Here is a 23,416-nt window from a genome sequence, read left to right on the forward strand (position 1 = left end):
GCTCGGGGGGCCCAGGCCGTTCTCTGGAGGAGCCATGAAGCCGACCCACGTCGCCCTGTTCTCCGCCCTCGGCATGATGTTCACGAGCCTCTCCGTCTACTCCCTGGCTCCGTCCGGGGGCGGGAGCTCCGTCACGGCGGTCCCGGAGGTGATCACCGAGCCGCCCCGCCTGGTCCCCGAGGTGACGGGCGGCGCCGTGGCGGCGGTCGATCCGAGCCGCTTCACCACCGGATCGAGGCTGATGCTCGAAGGGCGCGTCGGTCACGCGCGCCTGCCTCGCTCGGCGCAGGAGACGTTCCTGATGTTCGAGGTCCGCGGCGACGGGGCGCCCGCGAGGTCGCAGGCGCAGGCGAACCTCTCGCTCGTCATCGATCGCTCCGGCTCGATGAAGGGCACCCGCCTCACCAACGCCGTGCAGGCGGCGACGACCGCCGTGAGCCGCATGAACGACGGCGACGTCGTGTCGGTGGTCACCTTCGACACGAGGACCAGCGTGGTCGTGCCGCCCACCACCGTCGGGCCGGACACGCGCGGCCGCATCCTCGCGAGCGTCCGCGGCATCTCGCTCGGCGGCGACACGTGCATCTCGTGCGGCATCGAGGAGGGCCTCTCGCTGCTCGGTCAGACGAGCGCCGGCGTGAGCCGGATGCTCGTCCTCAGCGACGGCGACGCCAACCACGGGGTCCGCGACGTCCCCGGCTTCCGCGCGATGGCGCAGCGGGCGCGCGATCGCGGCGTCGCCATCACGACCATCGGGGTCGACGTCGATTACAACGAGAAGATCCTGTCGGCGATCGCGCTCGACTCGAACGGCCGGCACTACTTCGTCGAGAACGACGCCGCGCTCGCGCGCATCTTCGAGGCGGAGGCCGAGCAGCTCACGGCGTCGGTCGCGAGCGGCGCGGAGCTCGCGATCGACCTCGCGCCCGGCGTGGAGCTCGACAGGGTCTTCGATCGCTCGTTCCGGCGGGCCGGCGATCAGGTCATCGTGCCGCTCGGCGCGTTCGCGGCGGGGGAGGTGAAGACGGTCCTGCTCAAGGTGCGCCTCGGCGGCCTCGGCGGCCCCGGCGACGACGCCCCCGTCGCCGACGTGGGCCTCACCTACCGGGACCTCGTCGCCAGGACCGACGCGCGGTGCGTGGGCAAGCTCGGCGTCGCGATCGCGGACCGCGACGCCGACGCGAGCGAGCTCGACGCGCTCGTCGCGGGGCGCGTGCAGCGCAGCGAGACGGCGGCGGCGCTGAAGCAGGCCAACTTCCTGTTCGAGCAGGGGCGGCTCGACGAGGCGCGCAGCAAGCTCGACGCGCAGCAGGCGTCGCTCAAGAAGGCGGCCGACAAGGCGAAGCGCAGCGCCCCGGCGAACCGCGCGAAGGACGTGGCGTCCGATTTCGAGGGCCAGCTCGCCGCGCTGGAGCGCGCGGGCACGGACTTCGCCACGCCGCCGGCGTTCGCCACGCCGCCGCCCGCCACCGCCGCGGGGCCGGGCGGCTTCGCGCAGGCCCCGGCGGCGGCGCCGCCGCGGCCCGCCCCGGCGCAGTCCCGCCAGGGCAAGAGCGCCGTCCGCCGCAACGAGGCGGAGGCCTTCGATCTGGCGCGCTGACGCGCGGCGCTCGGCGCGGGCGGCGCGGACGGCGCGCTCCGGCCCCTGCCCCGCGGCGGCGCGGGGCGTTGACACGCGTCGGGCTTTCGGGTTTTGACTCCCGGCGGTGGGCGTTCGACCTAGGGCGAGCCGGCCGGGAAACCGCCGGACGGGTGGCGACGGCAACCGCCGGACGGGTGGCGACGGCGCGCAGGGCTCGCCGCCGCGCGAGCCGCCGTCGACCCGGAAGGCGACCCCCGCGCGGCGCGCGCGCGCCGCGGGGCAGCGCTCGCCGGCGTCGCGACGACCTGCCCAGCCCCGGGCCGGGCGCGCGCTGCTCCTCGGGCTCGCGGCCGCGGTCGCGGTGGCGTGCGCCGCGCTCCTCGCGCTTGTGTTCGGCTTCGGGCGCGCGAGGGCGCCGGACCGGGGGCGCGTCGTGGAGATCAACTGGCCTGACGGGCTCGACGCGGGCGAGGCGGCCGCGCTGCTCGCGGCCGAGGGGCTCGTCGAGAGCGAGCGCGCCATGGCGCTCTACCTCGGCGCGACCGGCGGCACCGAGGCGTTCGTGCCGGGCCCTCACCTGCTCTTCGAGGGCGCGACGCCGCGGGAGCTGCGGCAGCTGCTCGCGCGCGCGGAGGGGCGCCCCACGGCGAAGCTCACGATCCCCGAGGGCTTCAGCCGCTTCGACATCGCCGCCCGGCTGGAGAAGCTGCGCATCGCCGGCCGGAAGACGTTCCTCGCGGCCACCGCCGACGGCGCGTTCCTCGACGCGCTCGGCATCGAGCGCGGCGGCGCCGTGGGCGCGGAGAGCGCGGAGGGGTACCTCTTCCCGGCGACGTACGAGATCGCGCTGGACACCGACGCGCGCGACGTGGCGCGGCGCCTCGTCGCCGAGTCCGACCGGCGGTGGGGCGCGCTCGCGGCGCAGGGCAAGGACGGGCTCGCGGCGCTCCAGGCGACGCTCGGCTGGGGTCGCCGCGAGGTGCTCACGCTGGCCTCCATCATCGAGAAGGAGGCGGTCGTCGAGGAGGAGCGGCCGCTCATCGCGAGCGTGTTCCTGAACCGGCTCCTCGATCCGAGCTTCCGCTCTCGCAGGCTGCAGTCCGACGCGACGGCGCTCTACGGCTGCGTCGCCTGGCCCGAGGAGGCGCCGTCGTGCGCCGAGTGGAGCGGCAAACCCTCGCCCGCCGTGGTGCGGGATCCCAAGAACCGCTACAGCACCTACGCGCACCCGGGGCTGCCGCCCGGGCCGATCGCCAACCCTGGGGCGCCGTCGATCGCGGCCGTGCTGGCGCCCGCGGCGACGAAGTACCTCTATTTCGTGGCCGCGGGCGGCGGCCGCCACCGGTTCAGCGAGAGCCTGGACGACCACAACAACGCCGTGCAGAAGCGCCGGGACGCGACGGCGCCCTAGGCGCGGGACACGAACGCAATCCAGCACACAAACTACGGCTTCCGGCGCGCGCCGGAGACCTTCCGACGCGCTCTGGAAGCTTCCGTCGCGGGAACGAAGCCTTCCCGCGCGTTCCGGAGCACGAGATTTCGCGGACTTAGCGGCGCCGGCCGCACCGTCGGCGCCATCCGGCGCCCGCCGGGGGACGAATTTCCCGGCAAATTCCGCATCCCGCCCCGCGCCGGAAGCTTCCGGAGCGCGCCGGAAGCCTTCGCGCCGGCGCCGGAAGCCTTCGCGCCGGTGCCGGAAGCCTTCGCGCGCGACGGACCCCTTCCCTCAGGCAACGGAGTCCCTCATGCGCATCACGGCGGCTCTCCGCGCGCAGCGATCGGATCGTCGTTCCTCGCGTTGCCTCGGCCGCGCTCGCGCCGCGCCCCGCTTCCTGGATCTGCGCGCGCCGCCGTGTAGATTCGCGCGCCATCATGCGCCGCCCCGCTCCGTTCCTCCTCGCGCTGTCCGCTCCCCTCGCCTTCGCTGCCGCTGTCGCCGGCTGCTCGCCCCGCACCGCGCCCGCGGCCGAAGTGACGCAGGCCGCCTCCGCGACCGCCGCGCCGTCAGCTCCCCCCGACCCCGCCGCTCCGGGCCCGAGCGCCGCTCCCGCCGCCAGCGCTGCCCCCGCCAGTGCAGCACCGGCGGCCGCCAACGCCACGCCCGCCGCCGAGGCGACGACCGCCGCCGCCAGCGCCGCGCCTGCCGCCAGCGCGGCGCCTGCCGCCGGCGCCGCGCCCGATGCGGCGGCGCCGGCCGACGCCGGGCCGCTCCCGAACGTCAAGGTCGCCAACATCGGCATGCACATCGGCGGCGGCCCGCACGACGACTTCACCAAGGAGCCGATCAAGCGCTCGGTCGCGCCCCACTTCGACGAGTTCCGCCGCTGCTTCGCGCTCGCCGAGGACCCGACCAGGGGCGGCGACTTCGGCATCGATCTCCGCATCGAGAAGGACGGCGGCAAGGCCGAGGTGCGCAAGCCGCGGACGGCGCTCAAGGGCCAGGCGTTCACGAAGTGCGTCGTCGGCGTCTTCGAGCAGATCGACTTCCTGAAGCCCAGGAAAGGCCCCACCGTGGTGAGCTACTCGCTCCGGTTCACCCCGTGACAGGGCCGCGGCTCACCCGTGGCGCCCGAGGTTCGGCAGCGACCCGCGCGAGGCCTCGACCGCCGTCTCGCCGGCGCGGTCGAGCGCGTACTTGAAGAGGATCGGGCCGAACACCTCGTTCAGCGCCACGCACCCGACGACGAGCGCGCGGAAGCCGGCGCCGAGGCTCGGGAACGCGCGCTCGATGGTCAGGCTGATCCCGAGCGTCAGCCCGGCCTGCGAGACAAGCCCGCACCACGACCACCGCCGCAAGAGCGGCGGATCGTCCGCCAGCCGGTTGCCGATGCGGTTCGCGACCCACGTCACCAGGGCGCGCGACACGCCGAAGAGCAGCGCGACAGGCCACATCTGCCGCAAGAGGGGCAGGTCGAGGTGCGCGCCGGCCGTCGCGAAGAACAGCACGAACACCACGCTCGCGGCGTCCTCGACCGCGTGCACCAGCTTCTCGCCCTGCTTCGACAGGTTCGCGACGACGAAGCCGGCCACCACGAACACGAGCAGCGCGTCGAAGCGGAGGTACCGCAGCACCTCCGTCGCGCCGAAGCCGAGCGCCACGAACACGAGGATGAGCTGGCGGCCGATCAGCCGCATGTAGGCCGCGAGCGCGAGGCCGAGCGTCGTGCCGATCGAGATGCTCCCCAGGATCTCGCGGCCGAGCAGCTCGATCTCGTGCATCGACATCGTCGCGCCCGGCTCGATGAGCGGCCGCACCGTGGAGAGCGCGACCGCCGTCACGACGATGACGATGATGTCCGACGTCATCACGAACGCGAGCGTGTGCATCGCGACGGGGCCGGTCGCGCGCGTCTGGGAGAGGATCCCGAGCACGGCCGAGGGGCTGCGGGTGACCGCGATGACGCCCCACAGGACGGCCACGCCAAACGCCGCCGTGGTCGAGAGCTCGGCCGCGAACGGCACCAGCGAGCGCGCCGCGTAGAAGACGCCCGTCATCGCCACGAAGACGAGCGCCGTCTGGACGAGGTTGTGCAGGAGGATGCTCTTCAGGCTCTTCTTGACGATGTCGATCCGCAGCTCGGCGCCGCCCGCGAGCGCGATGAGCGCCAGCGCCAGCGTGTTGACCCGCGAGATCTCCTCCACGGCGTGGTGGTCGACGAGCTTCAAGACGTGCGGGCCGGCGATGATGCCCGCGAAGATGTAGCCCGAGATGTGCGGCAGGCGGAGCGGCTCGACGAGCTCGCTCGCGAGCGTGCCCGCGAGCAGGAGGAAGCCGATCGAAGCGACCGCCCCCGCGGGCCCCTGCTCGTGAGGGACCGCGCGCGTCGTGGCGTAGAGCAGCCCGAACAGGATCACGAGCGCGACGGCGTGCGTGAGGTGGTTCAGCGGCCCCTTGGGGGCCGACCCGTGGTGGCGCGCGGAGGGCGCGCCCTGCTGCTCGGCGGGCGCGACCGGATCGGCCGGCGCGGCCGGGCCGGCGGGCGAGGCAGGCGACGCGGGCGAGGCAGGCGACGCGGGCGAGGCAGGCTCGACGTCAGGGAGTGCTGCAGCGCTCACGGCGACACCTCTTCATTCCTCATCCCTCCCCCACGCTGCGCCGCGGGCGACGGCGGGCCGCCCCTCTCGCCGCCATCGCCCGGCGCGGCGTCGCGCCCGGCGCGGGCCAGGCCGCGGCCGAAGTAGAGCGACTCCCGATCGGGCGCGGCGAGCTCGCCGGCCTTGCGGAGCGTGGCGCGGAGCGTCTGCGGCCCGACGAGCTCGCCGAACACGGCCGCGGCCGCCGCGGCGAAGAGGACGGTGTGCCCGACCGGGCCCGGAAAGCGCAGCGCGAAGGCGAGGCCGACGCTCATCGCCACCGCGCCGGACGAGAGCAGCCCGAGGCCGAGCCACGGCGACGTCTCGCGCGCGTCGGGCGACACGACGCGGAAGACGAGCCCGGTCGCGAGCTTGCCCACGAGCCTCGCCCCGAGCGCGATCGCCACGATCCAGGGCAGGAACGGCGCCGCCTTCGGGTTCACGTGCGCGCCCGCGAGCAGGAGCGCCGGCAGGATGACCGGCCGCTCGGTCGGCGCGACCATGGCGACGATCTCGTCGCGGTGCCTCGACAAGGCGGCGATCGTCACGCCCATCGCGAACGCCGCGAACAGCGGCGACAGGCCGACCCGGGCGCTCGTGCCCATCGTCAGCAGCGAGGCCCCGAGCAGCACGCCCCAGCTCTGGATCAGGCGGAAATCGCTCCCGAGGAGCACGACCGCGATGAGCCCGAGCACCACGCCGATGAGCGCCGTCACGACCGTCCACCCCCAGAACGGGATCGGCCACTGGACCGTCGCCTGCGGGACGAGCGCGAACGCGCCGCCCATCATGAGCAGCGGGCCGAGATCGTCGCAGTCGGCGATGTCGGCGATGAGGTCCGAGAGCTTGCCGCTCGCGCTGTAGCGCTGCGTGACCCACAGCACCGCGTGCCGCGTCGTCTCGGCGGAGACGGCGCCCACGCCCGCCGCGAGCAGCACGCGATCGCCGCGATCGAGCGAGGGAGCGACGTGGGCGGCCGCGGACCAGACGGCGGCGGCCACCGCGCCGCCGGTCAGGAGGCTCATGAGCACGCAGAGCGCCATCCGGGACGGCCGCACGCGGCGGCTGCCGACGAAGCCGAAGTCGAGGCCGACGACCACCGCGAGCCAGCCGAGCGCGACGCCCGCCACGGGCTCGAACGCGGCGATCGACGAGGGCTCGAGCAGCCCGAGCGCCGAGGGCCCGAGCACGAAGCCGAGCACGACGTACTCGGCGCCGGAAGGGAGGCCGATGCCCCGGAGCACGCGGCCGCTGACGAGCGAGCTGCCGAGGTACGACAGCACGAGGAGCCCCATCAGGAGCCAGATGGCGTTCACGAGGCGGCGCTCCGGTCGACCGGCGCGGGCGCGGCGCGCCTCGCGGCGCCGGAGGACGCCGGCGCGCGCCCGAGCCGGATGTCCGAGGCGACGAGGGCCTGCGCGACCGCGGTGAGCCAGCGGCTGCGCACGTCGTCGCCGTCGCAGGCCATCGTGGCCCGGAAATGAGCGCCCCCCTCGTCGATCGCGACGAGCGCGGCGCGGGCGCGGCTGCCGAGGCCCGAGCCCGTCTTCAGGAGCAGCTCGCGCACCCGATCGAGATCGGCGGCGGGGTCGACGCTGATCTCGACGGCCACGATCGGAGGGCGGCCGCGGATGCGCGTCGGGTGGAACAGGCTGAGCAGGTGCGGCACGCGCACGACGCAGCCGTCCTCGTCCTCGAGGCGCGCCTCGAACAGCGTCAGCTCGCGGACCCGCCCGGCGCGGCCGCCCACGTCGGCGACGTCGCCGACGCGCAGGCGCCGCCCGTAGATGACCGAGAGGCCGACGGCCGCCGACGCGATGAGCGGCGTGCTGGCGAGCCCGGCCGCCGCGAGCACGACGAAGCCGATCCGCGTGAGCGCCCCCTCGTCGGTGCCGGTGATGAGCGGGGCCGCGAGGAGCAGCGCGGCCACGAGGATGCCGAAGCGGACGAGGACGCCCGTGGCGACCGCGAGCTCGGACGGGAGCCACCCGAGGGACGTCTCCCCCCGGCCCACGCTCCCGAAGAACAGCCCCACGAAGCGGATGAGGACGATGACCGCGAGCGTCGCGAGGATCGCGAGCACGAGCACCGGGACGCTCCGCGCGATGCGCCCCATGAGCTCCGACAGGGGCGCGAGCACGAAGCCGGTGAGCTTCTCGCTGGTGCCGCGCGTGGAGGCGAACAGGGACAGCGCGAAGAGGATCCAGATGTAGGCGATGCCCAGCCGGACGAGGACGCCGGCGGCGCCGAGCGCGACCGAGAGCGCGCCCTGCGACGCGGCGGGCCGGAGCATCTCGATGCCGCGGACGTGCAGCGCCGGGAGCCGCTCCGGGTGCTCGGCGACCCAGGCGCGCCCTCGCTCGACGAGCTCGCCGACCTTGCGGAGCAGGAGCAGCGCGATCAGCCCGGAGAAGACGAGCAGCGAGAACGAGAAGACGCTCGTCGCGAGGCGGCTCCGGCTCTGCTCCTTGGCCAGGACGTCGCGCACCGTGCCGGCGACCGCGGCGGCGTGGGCCGCGACCGTGGGGTGGCCCGCCGCCGCCGCGTCCTCGGGGCCGAGGTAGACGAGCGGGCGATCGCCGACGTAGACGACCGCCACGCCGTCCCGCTCGTCGACGCGGATCTCGGGGAGCGCCTTCTCCTGGGCGGCGCGCTCCAGCACGCGCGCCGCCTCACGGGCGCGCTCCGGAGGAGAGAGGCTGCCCCGGTGCACGCGGACGGCGAAGACCGTCCTGCCGAGCAGCTCGACGCGCGCCTCGGGCTGCTCGACCACGGGGGGCGGCGGCGGGGGGTCGGGAGCCACCGGCTCGCCCTGGTCAGGGGCGGGGGCCGGCGGCCCGACCAGCGCGGACGCCGGCGCGACCGGCGCAGGCCGCGGCGCGGGAGGCCGCGGGACCGGGGCGGGCGCCAGCACGACCTGCGCGGACGCCGGAGGCGCCTCCGCGGGCGGCGGCAAGACCTGTACGAGCGGCGGCTGGACCGAAGAATCCGGCGGGGGCGCGGGCTGCGTGGGCTCGAACGAGGCCGGCGGGGGCGCGAGCTGCGAGGGAGAGGGCGCAGCCCGCGAGGGGGCGGGCGCGGCCGCGGTCTGCGAGGCGGCGGGCGCGGTCTGCGACGGCGCGGGCACAGCCCGCAAGGGCGCAGATGCGGCCCGCGAGGGCGCAGACGCGGCCCGCGAGGGCGCGGGCGCGGCCCGCGAGGGGACGGACGCGGCCTGCGAGGGCGCGGGCGCGGCCTGCGAGGGGGCGCGCGCAGCCTGGGACGGCGCGGACGCGGCCTGCGCCGGCCCGGCGAACGCAGCGCCGGCGGGAGCGATGAGGCCGGCAAGCGCGACCAGGAGCGCGGGGAACAGCCGCTGCACGCAGGCACTCTCGGCTGGAGGCAGGCCGCCGGTCAAGCGGCGCAGGACGTGAAACGGCCTCGGCAGGCGGCCCGCGAGCCGCGCGTCGTCGCCTCCGGGCGCTCGAGCGCGCTCGAGCCCGCCCGGAATCCTCGATCTCCGCGCTCGCTCGATGCTCGATCGCCTTGCCGCCGGGGCACGGCGCTGGCAGGGCGCCCGCGTGGCAAGGACCAACAGATCGGGGGCCCCGTCGCTGCTCGTCGGCGACATCGGAGGCACCAACACCCGGCTCGCGCTCTACGGCGCCTCCGGCGGCCGGCCCCTCTCCGAGGCCGTCTTCCGCAGCCGCGACCACGCGAGCTTCGAGGAGATCGCCCTCCCGTTCCTCGTGCGCAGCGACGCCCCTCACCCCGCCGTCGCCGTGCTCGGCGTCGCGGGCCCCATCAAGGACCAGGTCGCCACCGTCACGAACCTGCCCTGGCGCCTCGCGGAGCGCGATCTGTCGCGCCGGCTCAAGATCGCGCGCGTGCTCCTGGTGAACGACCTCGTCGTCGGCGCCACGGGCTGCCTGCACGTCGCCCGCGCGTCCATCGAGCCGCTCACGGAGCGCAGGCCGCGGCCGAAGGGGAACAACGTGGCCGTCATCGCCGCCGGCACGGGGCTCGGCGAGGCCCGGCTCCTCTGGAATGGCGCCCGCCACGTCACGCTCCCGACCGAGGGAGGTCACGCCGACTTTGCCCCGCGCTCCGCGGTCGAGGTCGAGCTGTGGCAGTTCCTCGCCGAGCGCCACCCGGACCACGTGAGCTACGAGCGGGTCCTCTCGGGCGACGGGCTCGGCGCCCTCTTCGACTTCTTCACCCGCGCCGCCCGCGTGCCGCGCGCGATCGAGCGCCGCCTCGCCGAGGGCGACCGCAACGCGGCGATCGCCGAGCTCGGGCTCGCCCGCGCGTTCCGGCCCGCCGCGCGCGCGGTCGACCTGTTCGTCGAGATCTACGGCGCCGAGGCCGGCAACCTCGCCCTGCGCGAGCTCGCGCTCGGCGGGGTCTTCGTGCTCGGGAACATCGCGAGGAACCTCGTCCCCCAGAGGCGCGAGCTGTTCATGAAGTCCTTCGTGAAGAAGGGGCGCCTCACGCCGCTCCTCGAGGAGGTGCCCGTCGCGGTGATCACCGATCCCCTGGTCGGCGTGCGGGGCGCGCTCGCCGTCGCCAGAGAGCTCGCCGCCGCGGAGCAGCCCCGGGCCCGCGCGGCGGCCCGGAGGCCCTGACGCCCCGTGTCCTCGCGCCCATGACGGAGGCATGGAGTCGCGCGCGCGACTCCATGCCTCCTATCGAGTCGAGCGCGAATCGAGCGCGAATCGAGCGCAAATCGAGCGCGAATCGAGCGCAAATTGAGCGCGAATCGAGCGGCCGCGCGCGGCCTCGCGGCGTTGACACGTTGGTGCCATGGTGCTTTAAGACCGGCACACCTGACGCTCGTACAGTCGGGGGAAAGAGAAAAGAAGGTCACGTCATGGCAACTTCGGTCGTTCTACCTGATGGGAAGGTCCTCGCGCTCGAGGAGGGCACCACGGCGTTCGACGCCGCCCGGGCCATCTCGCCGAGGCTCGCCGAGGCCGTCGTCGTCGCGCGCGTCGACGGGGAGATCCAGGACCTGCGCGTGCCCCTCCGGGACGGCGCGAAGCTGGAGTTGCTGAAAGCCGATACGCCCGAGGGCAGGGACACGATCAACCACTCCGCCGAGCACCTCCTGGCGACGGCCGTGCTGCGGCTGTTCCCGGGCGCCAAGGTCACGATGGGCCCGAAGAACCATGGTGACGAGTTCTATTACGACTTCGACGTTGCCGGTCGGACCTTCACCCCTTCCGACCTCGAGATGATCGAGGCCGAGGTGAAGAAGCTCATCGAGCAGAAGATCAAGTTCGAGTGGCAGCTCGTCCCCAAGAAGGACGCGCTGGGCGTCTTCGAGGGGCTCGGGCAGAAGAACGACTACAAGACGGAGATCCTGTCCTGGATCCCCGAGGACAGCGTGTCGATCTACCGCTGCGGCGAGTTCGTGGACTTCTGCCGCGGTCCGCACCTGCCCCACGCGGGGTTCATCAAGGGGCTGAAGATCACGTCGTCCTCGGCGGCCTACTGGCGCGCCGACGCCACGAAGCAGTCGCTCCAGCGCGTGCGCGGCGTGGCGTTCCCCAACAAGGACGACCTCGACAAGTACGTGCGCCGCCTGGAGGAGGCGAAGAAGCGCGATCACAGGACGCTCGGGCGGGATCTCGAGCTCTACCTCGTCTCCGAGCGCTACGACTCCCACGCGTACTCCGAGAAGGACGAGATCGACCTCTACGTCGGCGTGGACGCGGAGGCGCCCCTCGACCGCGCGCTCGTGGAGCACACCCTCGGCGCCGCGGCCTCGGCGTTCCCCGGGCGGACCCTCCGGCGAACGGTGAAGTTCGGCGAGGCGCCGAAGGCGCCGGCGGGCGGCGCGGGCGGCGCGGGCGGCGCGGGCGGCGGCGACGAGGCGCGCCCGCGCCTGCACGTCCGGCTCCGCGGCGCGGCGGCGCAGGAGTCGAAGAGCGCCTTCAGGGCCGCGGTGAGCGCACGGAAGGACGCCGACGTCGAGGTGCACTTCGAGCCGCACTTCGTTGAGGAGATCGGCGCCGGCCTCGTCATGTGGCTCCCGAAGGGCGGGCTCCTGCGCACCATCATCGAGGACCAGTGGCGCAAGATGCACCTCGAGGAGGGCTACGACATCGTCTACTCGCCGCACATCGCCAAGGCGGACCTGTGGAAGACCTCGGGCCACTGGGACTTCTACCGGGAGGGGATGTTCTCCCCCATGTCGGTGGACGGCCACGACTACTGCTGCAAGCCGATGAACTGCCCGTTTCACATCCTCATGGTCAAGAGCCGGACGCGGAGCTACCGCGAGTTCCCGATGCGCCTCGCGGAGCTCGGGACGGTGTACCGGTACGAGGCCGCGGGCGTCATGCACGGCCTGATGCGCGTGCGGGGGTTCACCCAGGACGACGCGCACCTGTTCTGCCGCGCGGACCAGGTCGAGCAGGAGATCCACCGCGTGCTCCGCTTCATCCTGAAGATGCTCCGCACCTTCGGGTTCGAGCAGTTCGACATCAACCTCTCGACGCGGCCGGAGAAGTACGTCGGCGGCCTGGAGGACTGGGCCAAGGCCGAGAGCACCCTCGCGGGGGCCCTCAAGGCCCTCGGCCTCGAGTACACGGTGGACCCGGGCGGCGGCGCGTTCTACGGGCCGAAGATCGATATCAAGCTGGTCGACGCGCTCGAGCGAAGGTGGCAGTGCTCGACGCTCCAGTACGACTTCAACAACCCCGAGCGCTTCACGCTCGGGTTCGTGAACGCCAAGGGAGAGCTCGAGCAGCCGATCATGCTCCACCGGGCGCTGCTCGGCTCGATCGAGCGGTTCATCGGCGTGCTCCTGGAGCACCACGCGGGCGCCCTGCCGGCGTGGCTCTCACCGGAGCAGGCCCGCGTCGTCACGGTGTCGGACAAGCACAACGACCACGCCGAGCAGGTCACCCAGGCGCTGCGCGCTCACGGCATCCGGGCGGGCTTCGTCCGGAGCTCGGAGAAGCTCGGCGCGAAGATCCGCGAAGCGCAGGTCGAGAAGATCCCGCATATGCTCGTCATCGGGGACAAGGAGGTGGAGGCCAAGGGCGCCACCGTCCGGCTGCGTGACGGGAGCGACCGCGGCTTCATGAAGACCGAGGCGCTCGCCGAGTTCTTGCGCGAGCAGTGCGCGATCCCCGTCGTGACGTGACGTTACCCGGCCGGCGCGGCGGCGGCGTCGAGCAGCCAGACGAGGCGCCCGGGCCCGCCGCGCACGACCCGCGCCGGCACCTCGTCGGCCGGGCCGGGCCGCTTCGCCTGCGCCACGACCCCGCGCTTGCCCGCCCCGCGGGCCAGGAGCACCTTCAGCCGCGCCTCCTGGATCACCGGCGCCGTCAGCGTCAGCCGCGGCTCCAGCCCCTTGTCCGGCTGCGCCGGGATCGCGGCGACCAGGCGGTCCTCGATGCCCGCCGCCCCCGTCCCGGGGAACAGCGAGGCCGTGTGCGCGTCGTCCCCGATCCCGAGCGTCATCACGTCGAACGAGACCGCCGACGCGACCCCGAACCGCGCCCGCAGGAGCCGCTCGTACCGCGCCGCGGCCCCGGCGAGGTCCGGCGACTCGCCCTCCATGCGGAAGAAGCGCTCCTCCGGGATGGGGGCCGCCGCCAGATCCCGGCGCGCGGCGCCGTAGTTCGAGCGGGGGTGATCGGGCGCGACCGCGCGCTCGTCCACCCAGAACCACTCGGTCTGCGCCCACGGGAGCGACATCGCCGCGAGCCGCTGGTAGGCCTCCGAAGGCGTGCTCCCGCCCGACAGCGCGACGCGCGCGACGCCGCGCGCGTCGACCGCCGCCGCGATGGCGCGCGCGATGAGCTCCGCCCCGAGCCGCGAGAGCTCCGCCGCGTCCGCCGCGACGAGGGTCTCCTCACCACCGTTCATCTCGGTCCTCCTCTCGGCCCTCGTCAAAGGGCGCTCCACTTCGCCGCGGCGAGCACCGCCTCGCGCAGCAGCCGATCGCCCTCCAGCGAGTCGATCGTCTTCGCCAGCACCCACGTCTCGTCCCGGTAGCCGAGCGGGTGCAGGTGCTCCGCCGACCGCGCCCCCTCCATCGTCCACCGCACCGTGCCGGGCGCCTTGTCGAGCCGCACGCAGCCGAGCGCCAGCGGCTCGCCGCGCAGCGACGTCCACAGGCGCACGCCGTCGAGCCGCCGCCACGCCTGCGCGTCCGCCGGCGGCGGCCCGTCGATCAGCGCGATCTCGATCGGCGCCCCGTCCGCGCCGCGGGCGCGGCCGACAACGCCGCCGCCGGACGGCGCGGGCCCCCGCGACTCGAACGTCCAGCCGAGCCGCGAGCCCATCCAGCCGAGGAACAGCGCCGCCGGATCCGGCTTCGCCCCCGCGCTGCGCGCGATCTCCACCCGCCGGATCGCCCGGCACGCCTCCGGCATGTCGTCGAAGAACCGCGCCACGAGCTCGCGGAACGAGAACGTCCGCACGAACGCCCGGTCCGCGAGCGGCGCCCTCGTCCCGCGCGCGACCTCCGCGATGCGCTCGATGCACGTCTCGGCCGAGTCGAACACCAGCCGATCGCAGATCGGCGCGAGCGCGTCGCCGAGCACGTTCGGCGCGCCGGGCGCGAGCTCGACGATCACGGCCACGTCGGAGATCGTGAGCGCGCTCACCACCGAGGCCACGCGCTCGGCCGCGGCCACCCCGAGCGTGAGCTCCACGCGGTCGTAGCAGATCGGCACCTCGCCGGCGCGGCGGCACGTGGCCGACCAGTCGGCCTGGACGCCCAGCGGGTCGAGCCGGTCGTCGAGCGTGATGAGCAGGGTGCGGCCCGCGTGCGTCTCGGCGAGGTCCTCGGCCTGCTCCTTCAGGCGCTCGACCTCGGCGCGGCTCCCCACCGCCACGAAATTGAGGGTCGACGCGCGCGTCTTCGGGGCCGGCTCCGCCCGCGATTCGTCGGGCGCCGACCAGAACTCGGCGAGCTCCGACTCGACCCGCTTGATGACCTCGGCGACGCGGCTCACGGCCGCCTCCACGCCCGCTCCGGGGCCTTCCCCCCGTCGCCGGCCCCGCACACAGCGCGCACGTGCGCATCGTCAGAAGACGACGGCTCGACGAGGGCGTCGGCCTCCGGCGGGCCCCAGCTGCCCGCGGCGTAGCGCGCGATCGGCGCGCTCTGCGTCCGCCACCCCTCGAAGATCGGATCGACGAAGCCCCACTGCGCCTCGACCTCGTCGGCGCGCGTGAACAGCGTGGCGTCGCCGCGCAACGCGTCGAGCAGGAGCCGCTCGTACGCCTCGGGCGTGCTGGAGCCGAACGCGGCGCCGTACCGGAAATCCATCGTGACGCCGCGGATCGCGATGCCGCCGCCCGGGATCTTCGCCGCGAAGCGGAGCGAGATGCCCTCGTCGGGCTGGAGGCGCATCACGAGCGCGTTCGGCTCCTCGGTGGCGCCGGGGGCGCCCTTGAACAGGCCGTGCGGGAGCGGCTTGAAGTGCAGCACCACCTCGGCCACCCGCTTCGCCAGGCGCTTGCCGGCGCGCAGGTAGAACGGCACGCCGCCCCAGCGCCAGCTGTCCAGGTGGAGCTTCATCGCGACGTAGGTCTCCGTCGCCGAGTCCTTCGCGACGTCCGGCTCCTCCGTGTAGCCGGGCACCTTCTCGCCGCGCACCATGCCGGGCCCGTACTGCCCGCGCACCGTCGACGACAGCGCGTCCGGGCCCGCGATCGGCCGCAGCGTGCGGAGCACCTTCACCTTCTCGTCGCGCACCGCGTCCGCGTCCCACGACGACGGCGGCTCCATCGCGACCAGCGTGAGCAGCTGGAGCGCGTGGTTCTGCACGATGTCCCGCGTGATGCCGACCTTCTCGTAGAACTTGCCGCGGCCCTCGACGCCGATCTCCTCGGCCACGGTGATCTGCACGTGATCGACGTGCTGGCGCGACCAGAGCGGCTCGAAGATCGTGTTGCCGAACCGCAGGACGAGGAGGTTCTGGACGGTCTCCTTCCCGAGGTAGTGGTCGATCCGGTAGATCTGCGACTCCGCGAGGTGGGCGAGCAGGTCGCGGTTGAGGGCGCGGGCGCTCTCCAGATCCTCGCCGAACGGCTTCTCGACGACGACGTGCTGGAACGGCGCGCCCTTCTCGTGCGACGGCGGCGCGACGAGGTTCGCCGCGCGCAGGCCGCGCACGATGGGCGCGAACTGGTCGGGGGCGACGGCGAGGTAAAAGACCCGGTTTTTGCGGGTGCCGCGCTCGGCGTCGAGCCGCTCGAGCTCCGCGGCGAGCCGGGTGTACGTCTCGGCCTCGTCGAACGCCCCCTGGACGTAGCTGATCCCCTTCTCGAGCTCGCTCCAGGTCGCCTCCTCGAGCGGGCGCCGCGAGTACTTCCCGACGGCCTCGCGCATCTCCTTCGCGAAATCCGGCTTCGGGCGCCGCGCCACGCCGACGACGGCGAAGCCGCCGGTGAGGAGCCGGCTGAGCGTCAGGTTGTAGACCGCGGGCAGCAGCTTGCGCCGCGTCAGGTCGCCCGAGGCGCCAAAGATGACGAGCGCGGCCGGCGAGGCGGTGCGCTCCTCGGGCATCCCTTCGCGAAGCGGGTTCTTCTCGGCTTGGGTCATGGTGGGTGAGCTCCGGTCGGTGACGACGACGGGCACGATGCTCGCGCGCCTCCGCGGCGTAGGGTAGTCCCGATCGCGCGCGCGGGCGCGGGCGGAACGATGCGAGAGCTCAGCGCCCGCGCAGCCCGGCGCCCGCGCCGAGCGTGCCCGCCGGCTCGCGGCGCCCTTCCATCCGATCGCGACCGGTACTAGGCTCCTCCGCGCGATGGCCGCGCCGGTGCTCCCGCGAATCCGCGTCCCCCACCCCCACGTGCGATGCGATAGCCAGGTGCTCGCCGGAAGCCCCCACGTCCTCGGGTCGCGCGTCCCGGTCCGGCGGCTCTGGGCGTGGCACCGCGGCGGCGCGTCGGTGGAGACGCTGCTCAAGCGGTACCCGAACCTCGGGCCGGCGCGCGTGCTCGACGCGCTCGCGTTCGCGTACGACAACCAGGACCTCATCGAGGCCGACATCGCGCGCGAGCAGCTGCTCTTCAAGAAGCAGGGCGGGCCCACGGTCGGCGCGCGCCCGCTCGCCCAGCTGAACCTCCCCTTCGACGAGGACGACGAGTGAGCGGCGCCCGAGAGGGCGCGGCGAGCGAGGGACGGGGCGCGCGAGGCGCAGTGCGCCGCGGGCGAAATGCCGTGCGCCAGGGGTAGCGCCTCGCGCGATATATCCAGGTGAAACGCCCCGCGCCACCTGCGATGCGGACCGCCGTCCCCGCGCGATGAGCTCAGCTTGATTCTTTACAGCCATCCTGACTTGGGGCAATGAGGGCCGTCCGTCGCTGGAGCCCGCAGTGCGGGGCTGCTCGGCGTTGCGAGTGACCGTCGCGCAGGATCGCGGCTGTCCCAGCTTTCAAGGTCGCGGCTGCTGGTGTAGGGTCCGCGCTCCATGGGGTACCGATCGAGGTGCCGGAGGGATTCTGAGATGAGCGTCAATCGATGGAAGTTGTTTGCGATGCCCGTGGCCCTTCTCGGGCTGGCCTCGCCTCTCCTCGTGAACTGCGGCGGCAAGGGGTTCCCCGGCGCGGACAGCCTGCCCGGCCCTGCCGGTGACCTGGCGTCGGCCGCGGGCGGCTGCGACGAGATGAAGAACGGCGGCATCGCGAACCTGAAGTTCGACGGCGGCGCCGAGGTCGAGGGCAAGATCAAGGGCTTCCTCGAGGCGGCTGCGTCGCTCGACAAGCTCACCGTCGCCATGGAGGCGGACCTCATCGCCTCGTGCGGCAAGCTCGGCAAGGACCTCGGCATGAGCGACGCCGAGCTCAAGGCCGATCCGAGCGGCGGCAAGGGCGCCGAGAAGGTCTGCGGCGCGGTCTCGGCCAAGGTGAACGCCGCCGTGAAGGCGAACGCCGAGGCGAAGATCACCGTCCAGATCGATCCGCCGAAGTGCTACGCCGACATCACCGCCATGCAGACGTGCCTCGGCGAGTGCGGCTCGCCGGTGCAGCCCGGCAAGCTCGAGGCGAGCTGTGAGGGCGGCGAGATCAGCGGCAAGTGCGACGCCGAGTGCAAGGGCAAGTGCAGCGTCGAGGCCGGCGCGGCGTGCACCGGCACCTGCAACGCGAGCTGCTCGGGCAAGTGCGACGTCGGCTTCAAGGGCACCTGCGGCGGCAAGTGCGACGGCAAGTGCGACGGCAAGGACTCGAAGGGCGCGGCGTGCGCCGGCACCTGCGAGGGCAAGTGCGACGCCAAGGCCGAGGGGTCGTGCTCGGGCACCTGCGAGGGCAGCTGCTCCGGCTCCTGCGAGGTCAAGGCCGCGGCGAAGTGCTCCGGCTCGTGCTCCGGCGGCTGCAGCGCCGAGATCAAGGAGCCGAAGTGCTCGGGCGAGTTCAAGCCCCCGAGCGTCGACCCGAGCTGCCAGATGCAGTGCACGGCGAAGACCGCCGGCGAGGCGAAGTGCGACGCGCCGAACGTCCGCATCGTGGCGAACGGCAAGGTGAACGCCGACGCGCAGAAGCTCGTCGCCGCGCTCCGGACGTCGCTCCCGGCGATCGCGAAGGTGCAGCTCGGCTCCGGCAAGAAGCTGGCGGCGGCGGTGTCCGGCGTCGGCAAGGCGGGCGTCGAGGTGAAGGACGTGGCGCTCAAGGCCGGCGGCAAGGCGGTCGCCTGCGTCGCGGCCGCGGTCGACGCGTCGGCCAGCGCGACGGCCTCGATCGACGTCAACATCAAGGCGAGCGCGAGCGTCAGCGGCTCGGCGAGCGGTTCGGCCAGCGGCGGGACCTGATCCCCGGCGCGGCCTGAGCGCGGACGCGGCGGCGGTCCCCTCCTGGGGGCTGCCGCCGTCGTCATTTCAGGCGCCGAACCCGGGCCCTCGGCGCAAATCTGGATGCGAGCTCACCTTTCCGGCCGCGGGGCATGATGGCCGAGATCGGCGCCGGATGCGCCGTCCAACGTTGCCGGCAGGTTTCTTGGCCAGACAGCCGCGATGCGGCAAGCCGTCAAAGCGGCGTGCCTTCGGGAGGTTGCCAGGCCATTGCGCGCTGTCGCGGCGCTCGTCCGGAGTATCATGGTGCGTCGGCGAACGATGACGGGGTACTCGGAAGGGCAGGAGCGATGGTCGGCGATCCCTTGATCGAGCGCGGCGCCAGGATCGGCGAGTACACGATCGAGGATCGCCTCGGCGAGGGCGGCTTCGGCGCCGTGTTCCGCGGCCGTGACGGGGCCGGAAACGACGCCGCCATCAAGATCTTCAAGGACGTGAGCGCCCAGAACGCCGGGCAGCTCTTCGCCCAGCAGAACGAGATCGAGGCGCTGCTCCGCCTGCGCCACCCCTCGCTCGTCAAGCTCTCCTCCTACGGCGTCCTGGACGGCGTGGGCCTCTACCTCGCGATGGAGCTCGTGCAGGGCGAGACGCTCGACCGGTACCTCGCGCGGATGGGCTCGCTCGACACGATCGAGGCCCTGCGCATCGCGCGCCGCGTGGCCGAGGCGCTCGCGCACTGCCACGCGCTCAACGTCCTGCACCTCGACCTCAAGCCGAGCAACATCGTCCTCACCGATCCGTACGAGCCCCGGCTCAAGATCCTCGATTTCGGCCTGGCGACGCTCACCGTGAGCTTCCAGCCCGAGCACACGCGCGTCAACGCGGGCACCATCGCGTACCTGGCGCCCGAGTGCCTCAAGCGGGGCGCGCTCGGGCGCCCGAGCCCCCGGATGGACCTCTACGCGGTGGGCGTCATGCTCTACGAGCTGCTCGCCGGCCGGCTCCCGTTCTCGGACGGCACCGTCAACAGCGTCATCAACCAGAAGGTCTACGGCACGCTCGTGCCGCTCGCCCACGCGGCGCCCGAGACGCCGGCGCCCGTCGTCGCGCTCGTCGAGGAGCTCCTGGAGCGCGACCCGGCGCGGCGCTTCTCCAGCGCGGCCCGGCTCTGCGCGCGGCTCAAGGAGCTCTACTACGTCACGCTCCACGGCACCTCGCAGCCCCCGGCCGGGGCCGAGGACGAAGCGCCCGAGCGCGACGCCGCCGCGCCGGAGACCTTCGACGACGCGCACGACGCGCCCTTCGTCGGCCGCGAGCAGGAGCTCGGGCGGCTCATCGAGCTCGTCCAGGGCGCGGTGCGCGGCGAGCCGCGGCCGGCCGTGGTGGTCGGCGACACGGGCGTCGGCAAGAGCCGCCTCGTCGCCGAGCTGCTCCGGAGCGCCGAGCAGGCGGGCACGGCGATCGTCGCGTACGGCCGGTGCAGGGAGCTCTCCGGGCTCGTGCCCTACTCCGCGATCCGCGAGGCGCTGACGCAGATCGCGCTCTGGCTGGAGCGGCACGGCGACAGCCGGGCGGCGCGCATCCGCCGGCTGGTGAGCCTCGTCATCGCCGACGACGCCGCCCTCCTCCGGGGGCTCGTGCCGGAGCTGACGCGCGCGGTCGGGCTCGCCGACGAGGGCGGCGCCATCGGCCCGGGCGGAACGCGCTGGATCGCCGATCTGATCCTGCGGCTGCTCGGCGCGATCTCCGAGGAGATCCCGGTCGTCCTCGCGATCGAGGACGTGCACTGGGCCGACGAGGCGACGCAGGAGGTGCTGCTGCGCCTCTCGGATCAGCTCGGCGAGATGCCGGTGCTGCTGCTCGCCACCGCGCGGCCGCCCTTCGCGCGCGGCTCGTCGCTGCCTCCGCCCGGCTCGTCGCTGCCTCCGCCCGGCTCGTCCGCGCTGCGCGGCCCGGGCTCGTCGCCGATGACGCCGCGCGCGGCGGGGTGGCTCGCGTGGAAGGACGTCGAGCGCCTCGACCTCGGCCCGCTCCGGCCCGAGGCGAACCGGGCGCTCCTCTCCGCGCTCGGCCGCGGCGCGGGGGACGACCTCGTCCAGGAGCTCGTGCGCCGCGTCCCGCTGCTCGCCGCGGGCAACCCGCTCTTCAACATCCAGGTCGTCCGCAACATGGAGACCGAGGGCTTCCTGCAGCGCAGCCGGAGCGGCGCGCTCGAGATCTCCCGCGCCGACGCGCACTACCTCGCGCCCGCGTCGGTCTCGGACGTCCTCTCGCGCAGCATCGACGCGCTCGATCCCACGACGGTCCAGGTCCTCGGCGTCGCCGCGCTCATCGGCCGCCAGTTCCTGCGCGACGATCTGGTCGAGCTCGGGCTCTTCGACCCGGCGGAGGTCGACAGCGCCCTGCGCGACGCCGCGGCGCACTACGTCTGCCTCGGCGAGGACGGGGGCCTCGCGTCGTTCTCGCACGACGCGGCGCGCGAGCAGCTCGCCGCCCGCGTGCCGCCTAAGGAGCGCCCCGACTACCACGGGCGCATCGCGCGGCGCATCGAGCTGCGCGGCGGCGATCCGGGGACGCTCGCGCACCACGTCGAGCGCGCCGGCGAGCTCGACCGCGCCGCGTCGACGTACCTGCTCGCGGCGAGCGAGGCCGATCGGCTCCAGGATCCGCACGGCGCCAGCCGCCGGCTGAAGCAGGCGCTCGCGCTGCTCGAGCGGCTGCCGCTCGACCCGGCGCGGATCGAGCTCAGGGCGCGCTGCGCGCACGAGCTCGCGCGCGTGGCGTGCCTGCTCGGCAGCACGGCGGAGCCGCTCGATCTGCTCCGCCGCACGCAGGGAGCGCTGCCGGAGACGCCGCTCGTCACGGCGGCCCTCTCCAGCGCGCTGTCGCGCGTGCACTACGTGCGGGGCGAGTTCGCCGACGCGGTGGCCCACAGCCGCAAGGCGCTCGAGGCGATCGGCGCGAGCCCGGAGCTGCGCCCGTACCAGTGCCTGCCGGCGAACATCCTCGGGCGCGCGCTGTGCGCGGCCGGCAAGGTGGGCCCGGCGACCGAGCCGCTCCGCCGCGGCTGCGAGCTCGCGGAGGCGGCGGGCGAGTACGTCGAGCTCTGCCACTCGCGCGGCATCCTCTGCGTCGCGCTGAGCCAGTCCGGCTTCTACGCCGAGGCCGAGCAGAACGCCGCGGACGCCGCGCGCCTCGCCGAGCGCCTGCGCGACCCGGTGCGGCTGCTCGGCACGTGGTTCTACCACGCGGTGCTCGCGGAGGGCCGGTTCGACTGGGATCTCGGGGTCCGGTCGACGGCGCAGCTGCTCTCGTACGCCGAGGAGCACGGCCTGAGCGGGCTCTACCTGTACATGGGGACGATGTACGCGGGCCGGCACCAGTTCCACATGGGCCAGCTCACGCGGGCCCGCGTGCTGATCGCGAACGCGGTCAACCTGAGCGGCGTGCTGGGCATCGGCATGGGGCGCGGCTGGGCGGAGGGGTACCTGGGCGACGTGTACTTCGTGCAGGGCCTGCTTCGCGAGGCGCTCGCCGCCTACGAGCGGGCGATCGAGATCGGCTCGGCGGGGACGGGCGACGCGTACGCCGTGAGCCTCGGCCGGGTCGGCCGGATGCACGCGCTGGCGCTGCTCGCCGAGGGCGCCAGCGGCGCCGGCCAGGCCGGCGAGCTCGCCGCGTACGGCCGGGAGACGCTCGATCTCATCCGAGTGTCGGGCAACCGGACGCTGCTGGTGACGGCGCTCGAGCGTCACGCCGAGGCGCTCGACGCGCTGGGCGACGGGGGGGCTGCGCGCGGCGTCCGCGCCGAGCGCGCGGCGCTCGTCGAGGAGCTCGGCCTGACGGATCCGACGTTCTGGCCGCGCGTCCCGGCCGAGGCGGCGTTCCAGGGCCACCCGCGGGCGTACTGGGCCGATCCGCCGCGCGAGGTCCGGAGCGCGGGCCCGTGCAACGTCGGCACGACGCAGATCGTGGGCGCGACGGTGGCGGAGCTCGCGGCGGCGGCGACGATCGCGGTCCCGGAGGAGGAGCTCGGCGGGCCGACGATCGTGGCGATCCCGCGCCTCCGCCACGTCACGCTGCTGGAGACGCTGGCCTCGGTGGAGGGCTTCGTCCCCCGCTTCGACGGGCCGGAGGCCCCGCCGGTCGCCAAGTGACGGCGGAGGCTGCGCGGCCCGCGCCGGCCGGCCCTGTCGAGGTCGTGCGCACGGCGCTCGCCCACACCTGGGCGATGCTGTTTCTGGTGGTGCTGCTCCCCGTCGGGCTGCTCTGCTTCCCCTTCGATCCCCGGCAGCGGATGCACGATCGGCTCTCGGTCGTGTGGGCGCGCGGGGCGCTCTGGCTCGTCGGCGTGCGCATCGAGGCCGAGGGCGTCCAGAACGCGCGGCCGGGCGAGCGCTACGTGATCGTGGCGAACCACCAGAGCACGCTCGACATCCTCGCGTTGCTCGTGGTGCTCCAGGGGCGCACGCCGCTCCGGTTCCTGGCGAAGCGCGCGCTGTTCCGCGTGCCGGTGCTGGGCTGGGGCATGCGCCTGTACGGCCACACGCCCGTCGACCGGGGGCGCGCCCGCGGCGCGCTCGTGGATCTCGGCGAGGCGCAGCGCAACGTGACGCAGCGGTGGTCGACGATGTTCTTCCCCGAGGGAACGCGGAGCGCGACGGGCCGGCTCCTGCCCTTCCGGCTGGGCGCGTTCCGGACCGCCTCGGCCGCGGGCGCGCGCGTCCTGCCGGTGACCATCGACGGCGCGGGCGCGCTGCAGCCGAAGGGACGTTATGCCGCCGCGCCCGGCGTCGTGCGGGTCGTGGTGCACCCGCCGCTCGACCCGCCGGGGGCGTCGCTCGAGGCGCTGCACGCCGCGATGGAGGCGTGCAGGTCCGCCGTGGCGTCGGCGTTGCCGGAGGCGCTCCAGGACGGAGGCGAGGCGGCCGCTCGCCCGGAACACCCCGAACAGCGTCGATGAGGCGGGCATCACGGCGGTCCAGAGCCTCCGGGTCGAGCCTCAGCTCTCCCGGGAGGCTCCCGG

15 protein-coding genes are annotated in these 23,416 nt (G+C 74.1%); 9 read left to right on the forward strand and 6 right to left on the reverse strand.

Translation table 11 applies throughout. The features are described from left to right. Window positions 1–34 precede the first annotated feature (34 nt). From WMF44_RS23680 to WMF44_RS23690, 3 genes are all read left to right on the forward strand, one after another. Complete coding sequence (locus WMF44_RS23680) at window positions 35–1,600, forward strand: vWA domain-containing protein (protein WP_437301376.1); 1,566 nt, start codon at window positions 35–37, stop codon at window positions 1,598–1,600. A gap of 106 nt (window positions 1,601–1,706) precedes the next feature. After that, window positions 1,707–2,993: an endolytic transglycosylase MltG gene (gene mltG / locus WMF44_RS23685; protein ID WP_437301377.1), complete on the forward strand. Its 1,287-nt coding sequence runs from the start codon at window positions 1,707–1,709 to the stop codon at window positions 2,991–2,993. Window positions 2,994–3,454: 461 nt separating this feature from the next. Continuing rightward, on the forward strand, window positions 3,455–4,126 hold the full coding sequence (locus WMF44_RS23690) for a hypothetical protein (RefSeq protein ID WP_437301378.1): 672 nt from the start codon (window positions 3,455–3,457) through the stop codon (window positions 4,124–4,126). A gap of 12 nt (window positions 4,127–4,138) precedes the next feature. Here the strand turns inward: WMF44_RS23690 and WMF44_RS23695 are convergent, their stop codons facing one another. The 3 genes from WMF44_RS23695 to WMF44_RS23705 are packed head-to-tail and all read right to left on the reverse strand — an operon-like array spanning window position 4,139 to window position 9,017. Then, entirely contained in the window at window positions 4,139–5,638 is a 1,500-nt protein-coding gene (locus WMF44_RS23695) for a cation:proton antiporter (RefSeq protein WP_437301379.1), read from the reverse strand. Continuing rightward, entirely contained in the window at window positions 5,635–6,972 is a 1,338-nt protein-coding gene (locus tag WMF44_RS23700) for a cation:proton antiporter (protein ID WP_437301380.1), read from the reverse strand. Before WMF44_RS23700 ends, WMF44_RS23695 begins: the two co-directional genes overlap by 4 nt. Continuing rightward, window positions 6,969–9,017, reverse strand: coding sequence for a mechanosensitive ion channel domain-containing protein (locus tag WMF44_RS23705; RefSeq protein WP_437301381.1), 2,049 nt, complete (start codon window positions 9,015–9,017; stop codon window positions 6,969–6,971). The genes WMF44_RS23700 and WMF44_RS23705 overlap by 4 nt, the downstream gene beginning before the upstream one ends. Before the next feature lie 199 nt (window positions 9,018–9,216). Between WMF44_RS23705 and WMF44_RS23710 the strand changes: the two genes are divergently transcribed. Together WMF44_RS23710 and thrS are read left to right on the forward strand one after the other, a co-directional pair. Then, window positions 9,217–10,260, forward strand: coding sequence for a glucokinase (locus tag WMF44_RS23710; protein ID WP_437301382.1), 1,044 nt, complete (start codon window positions 9,217–9,219; stop codon window positions 10,258–10,260). 245 nt (window positions 10,261–10,505) lie between these two features. Then, window positions 10,506–12,788: a threonine--tRNA ligase gene (thrS, locus tag WMF44_RS23715; protein ID WP_437301383.1), complete on the forward strand. Its 2,283-nt coding sequence runs from the start codon at window positions 10,506–10,508 to the stop codon at window positions 12,786–12,788. 2 nt (window positions 12,789–12,790) lie between these two features. On the opposite strand, the gene pgl is transcribed toward thrS, so the two are convergent. Genes pgl through zwf form a run of 3 tightly spaced genes read right to left on the reverse strand, consistent with a single transcriptional unit; the run spans window position 12,791 to window position 16,205 of the window. Further along, window positions 12,791–13,516 carry a 6-phosphogluconolactonase gene (gene pgl / locus WMF44_RS23720; RefSeq protein WP_437301384.1) on the reverse strand — a complete coding sequence of 242 codons (726 nt, stop codon included), beginning with the start codon at window positions 13,514–13,516 and terminating at the stop codon, window positions 12,791–12,793. Between the two features lie 23 nt (window positions 13,517–13,539). After that, entirely contained in the window at window positions 13,540–14,610 is a 1,071-nt protein-coding gene (locus tag WMF44_RS23725; protein WP_437301385.1) for a glucose-6-phosphate dehydrogenase assembly protein OpcA, read from the reverse strand. Next, complete coding sequence (gene zwf / locus WMF44_RS23730; RefSeq protein WP_437301386.1) at window positions 14,607–16,205, reverse strand: glucose-6-phosphate dehydrogenase; 1,599 nt, start codon at window positions 16,203–16,205, stop codon at window positions 14,607–14,609. The genes WMF44_RS23725 and zwf overlap by 4 nt, the downstream gene beginning before the upstream one ends. A gap of 205 nt (window positions 16,206–16,410) precedes the next feature. On the opposite strand from zwf, the gene WMF44_RS23735 reads away from it, so the two are divergent. The 4 genes from WMF44_RS23735 to WMF44_RS23750 all read left to right on the forward strand — a co-directional run bounded on the left by WMF44_RS23735 (window position 16,411) and on the right by WMF44_RS23750 (window position 23,353). Further along, window positions 16,411–16,755, forward strand: a complete 345-nt coding sequence (locus WMF44_RS23735; protein ID WP_012236988.1) for a DUF433 domain-containing protein — start codon at window positions 16,411–16,413, stop codon at window positions 16,753–16,755. A 387-nt stretch (window positions 16,756–17,142) separates the two neighbouring features. Then, window positions 17,143–18,411 (forward strand): hypothetical protein, encoded by a 1,269-nt coding sequence (locus WMF44_RS23740; protein ID WP_437301387.1) that lies wholly within the window; start codon window positions 17,143–17,145, stop codon window positions 18,409–18,411. Window positions 18,412–18,740: 329 nt separating this feature from the next. Then, on the forward strand, window positions 18,741–22,547 hold the full coding sequence (locus WMF44_RS23745; RefSeq protein ID WP_437301388.1) for a serine/threonine-protein kinase: 3,807 nt from the start codon (window positions 18,741–18,743) through the stop codon (window positions 22,545–22,547). After that, window positions 22,544–23,353 (forward strand): lysophospholipid acyltransferase family protein, encoded by an 810-nt coding sequence (locus WMF44_RS23750; RefSeq protein ID WP_437301389.1) that lies wholly within the window; start codon window positions 22,544–22,546, stop codon window positions 23,351–23,353. The genes WMF44_RS23745 and WMF44_RS23750 overlap by 4 nt, the downstream gene beginning before the upstream one ends. Window positions 23,354–23,416 lie beyond the last annotated feature (63 nt).

It is taken from the genome of Sorangium sp. So ce426 (genome assembly GCF_051475585.1).
In the GTDB taxonomy this organism is placed as follows: Bacteria; Myxococcota_A; Polyangia; order Polyangiales; family Polyangiaceae; genus Sorangium; species Sorangium cellulosum_B.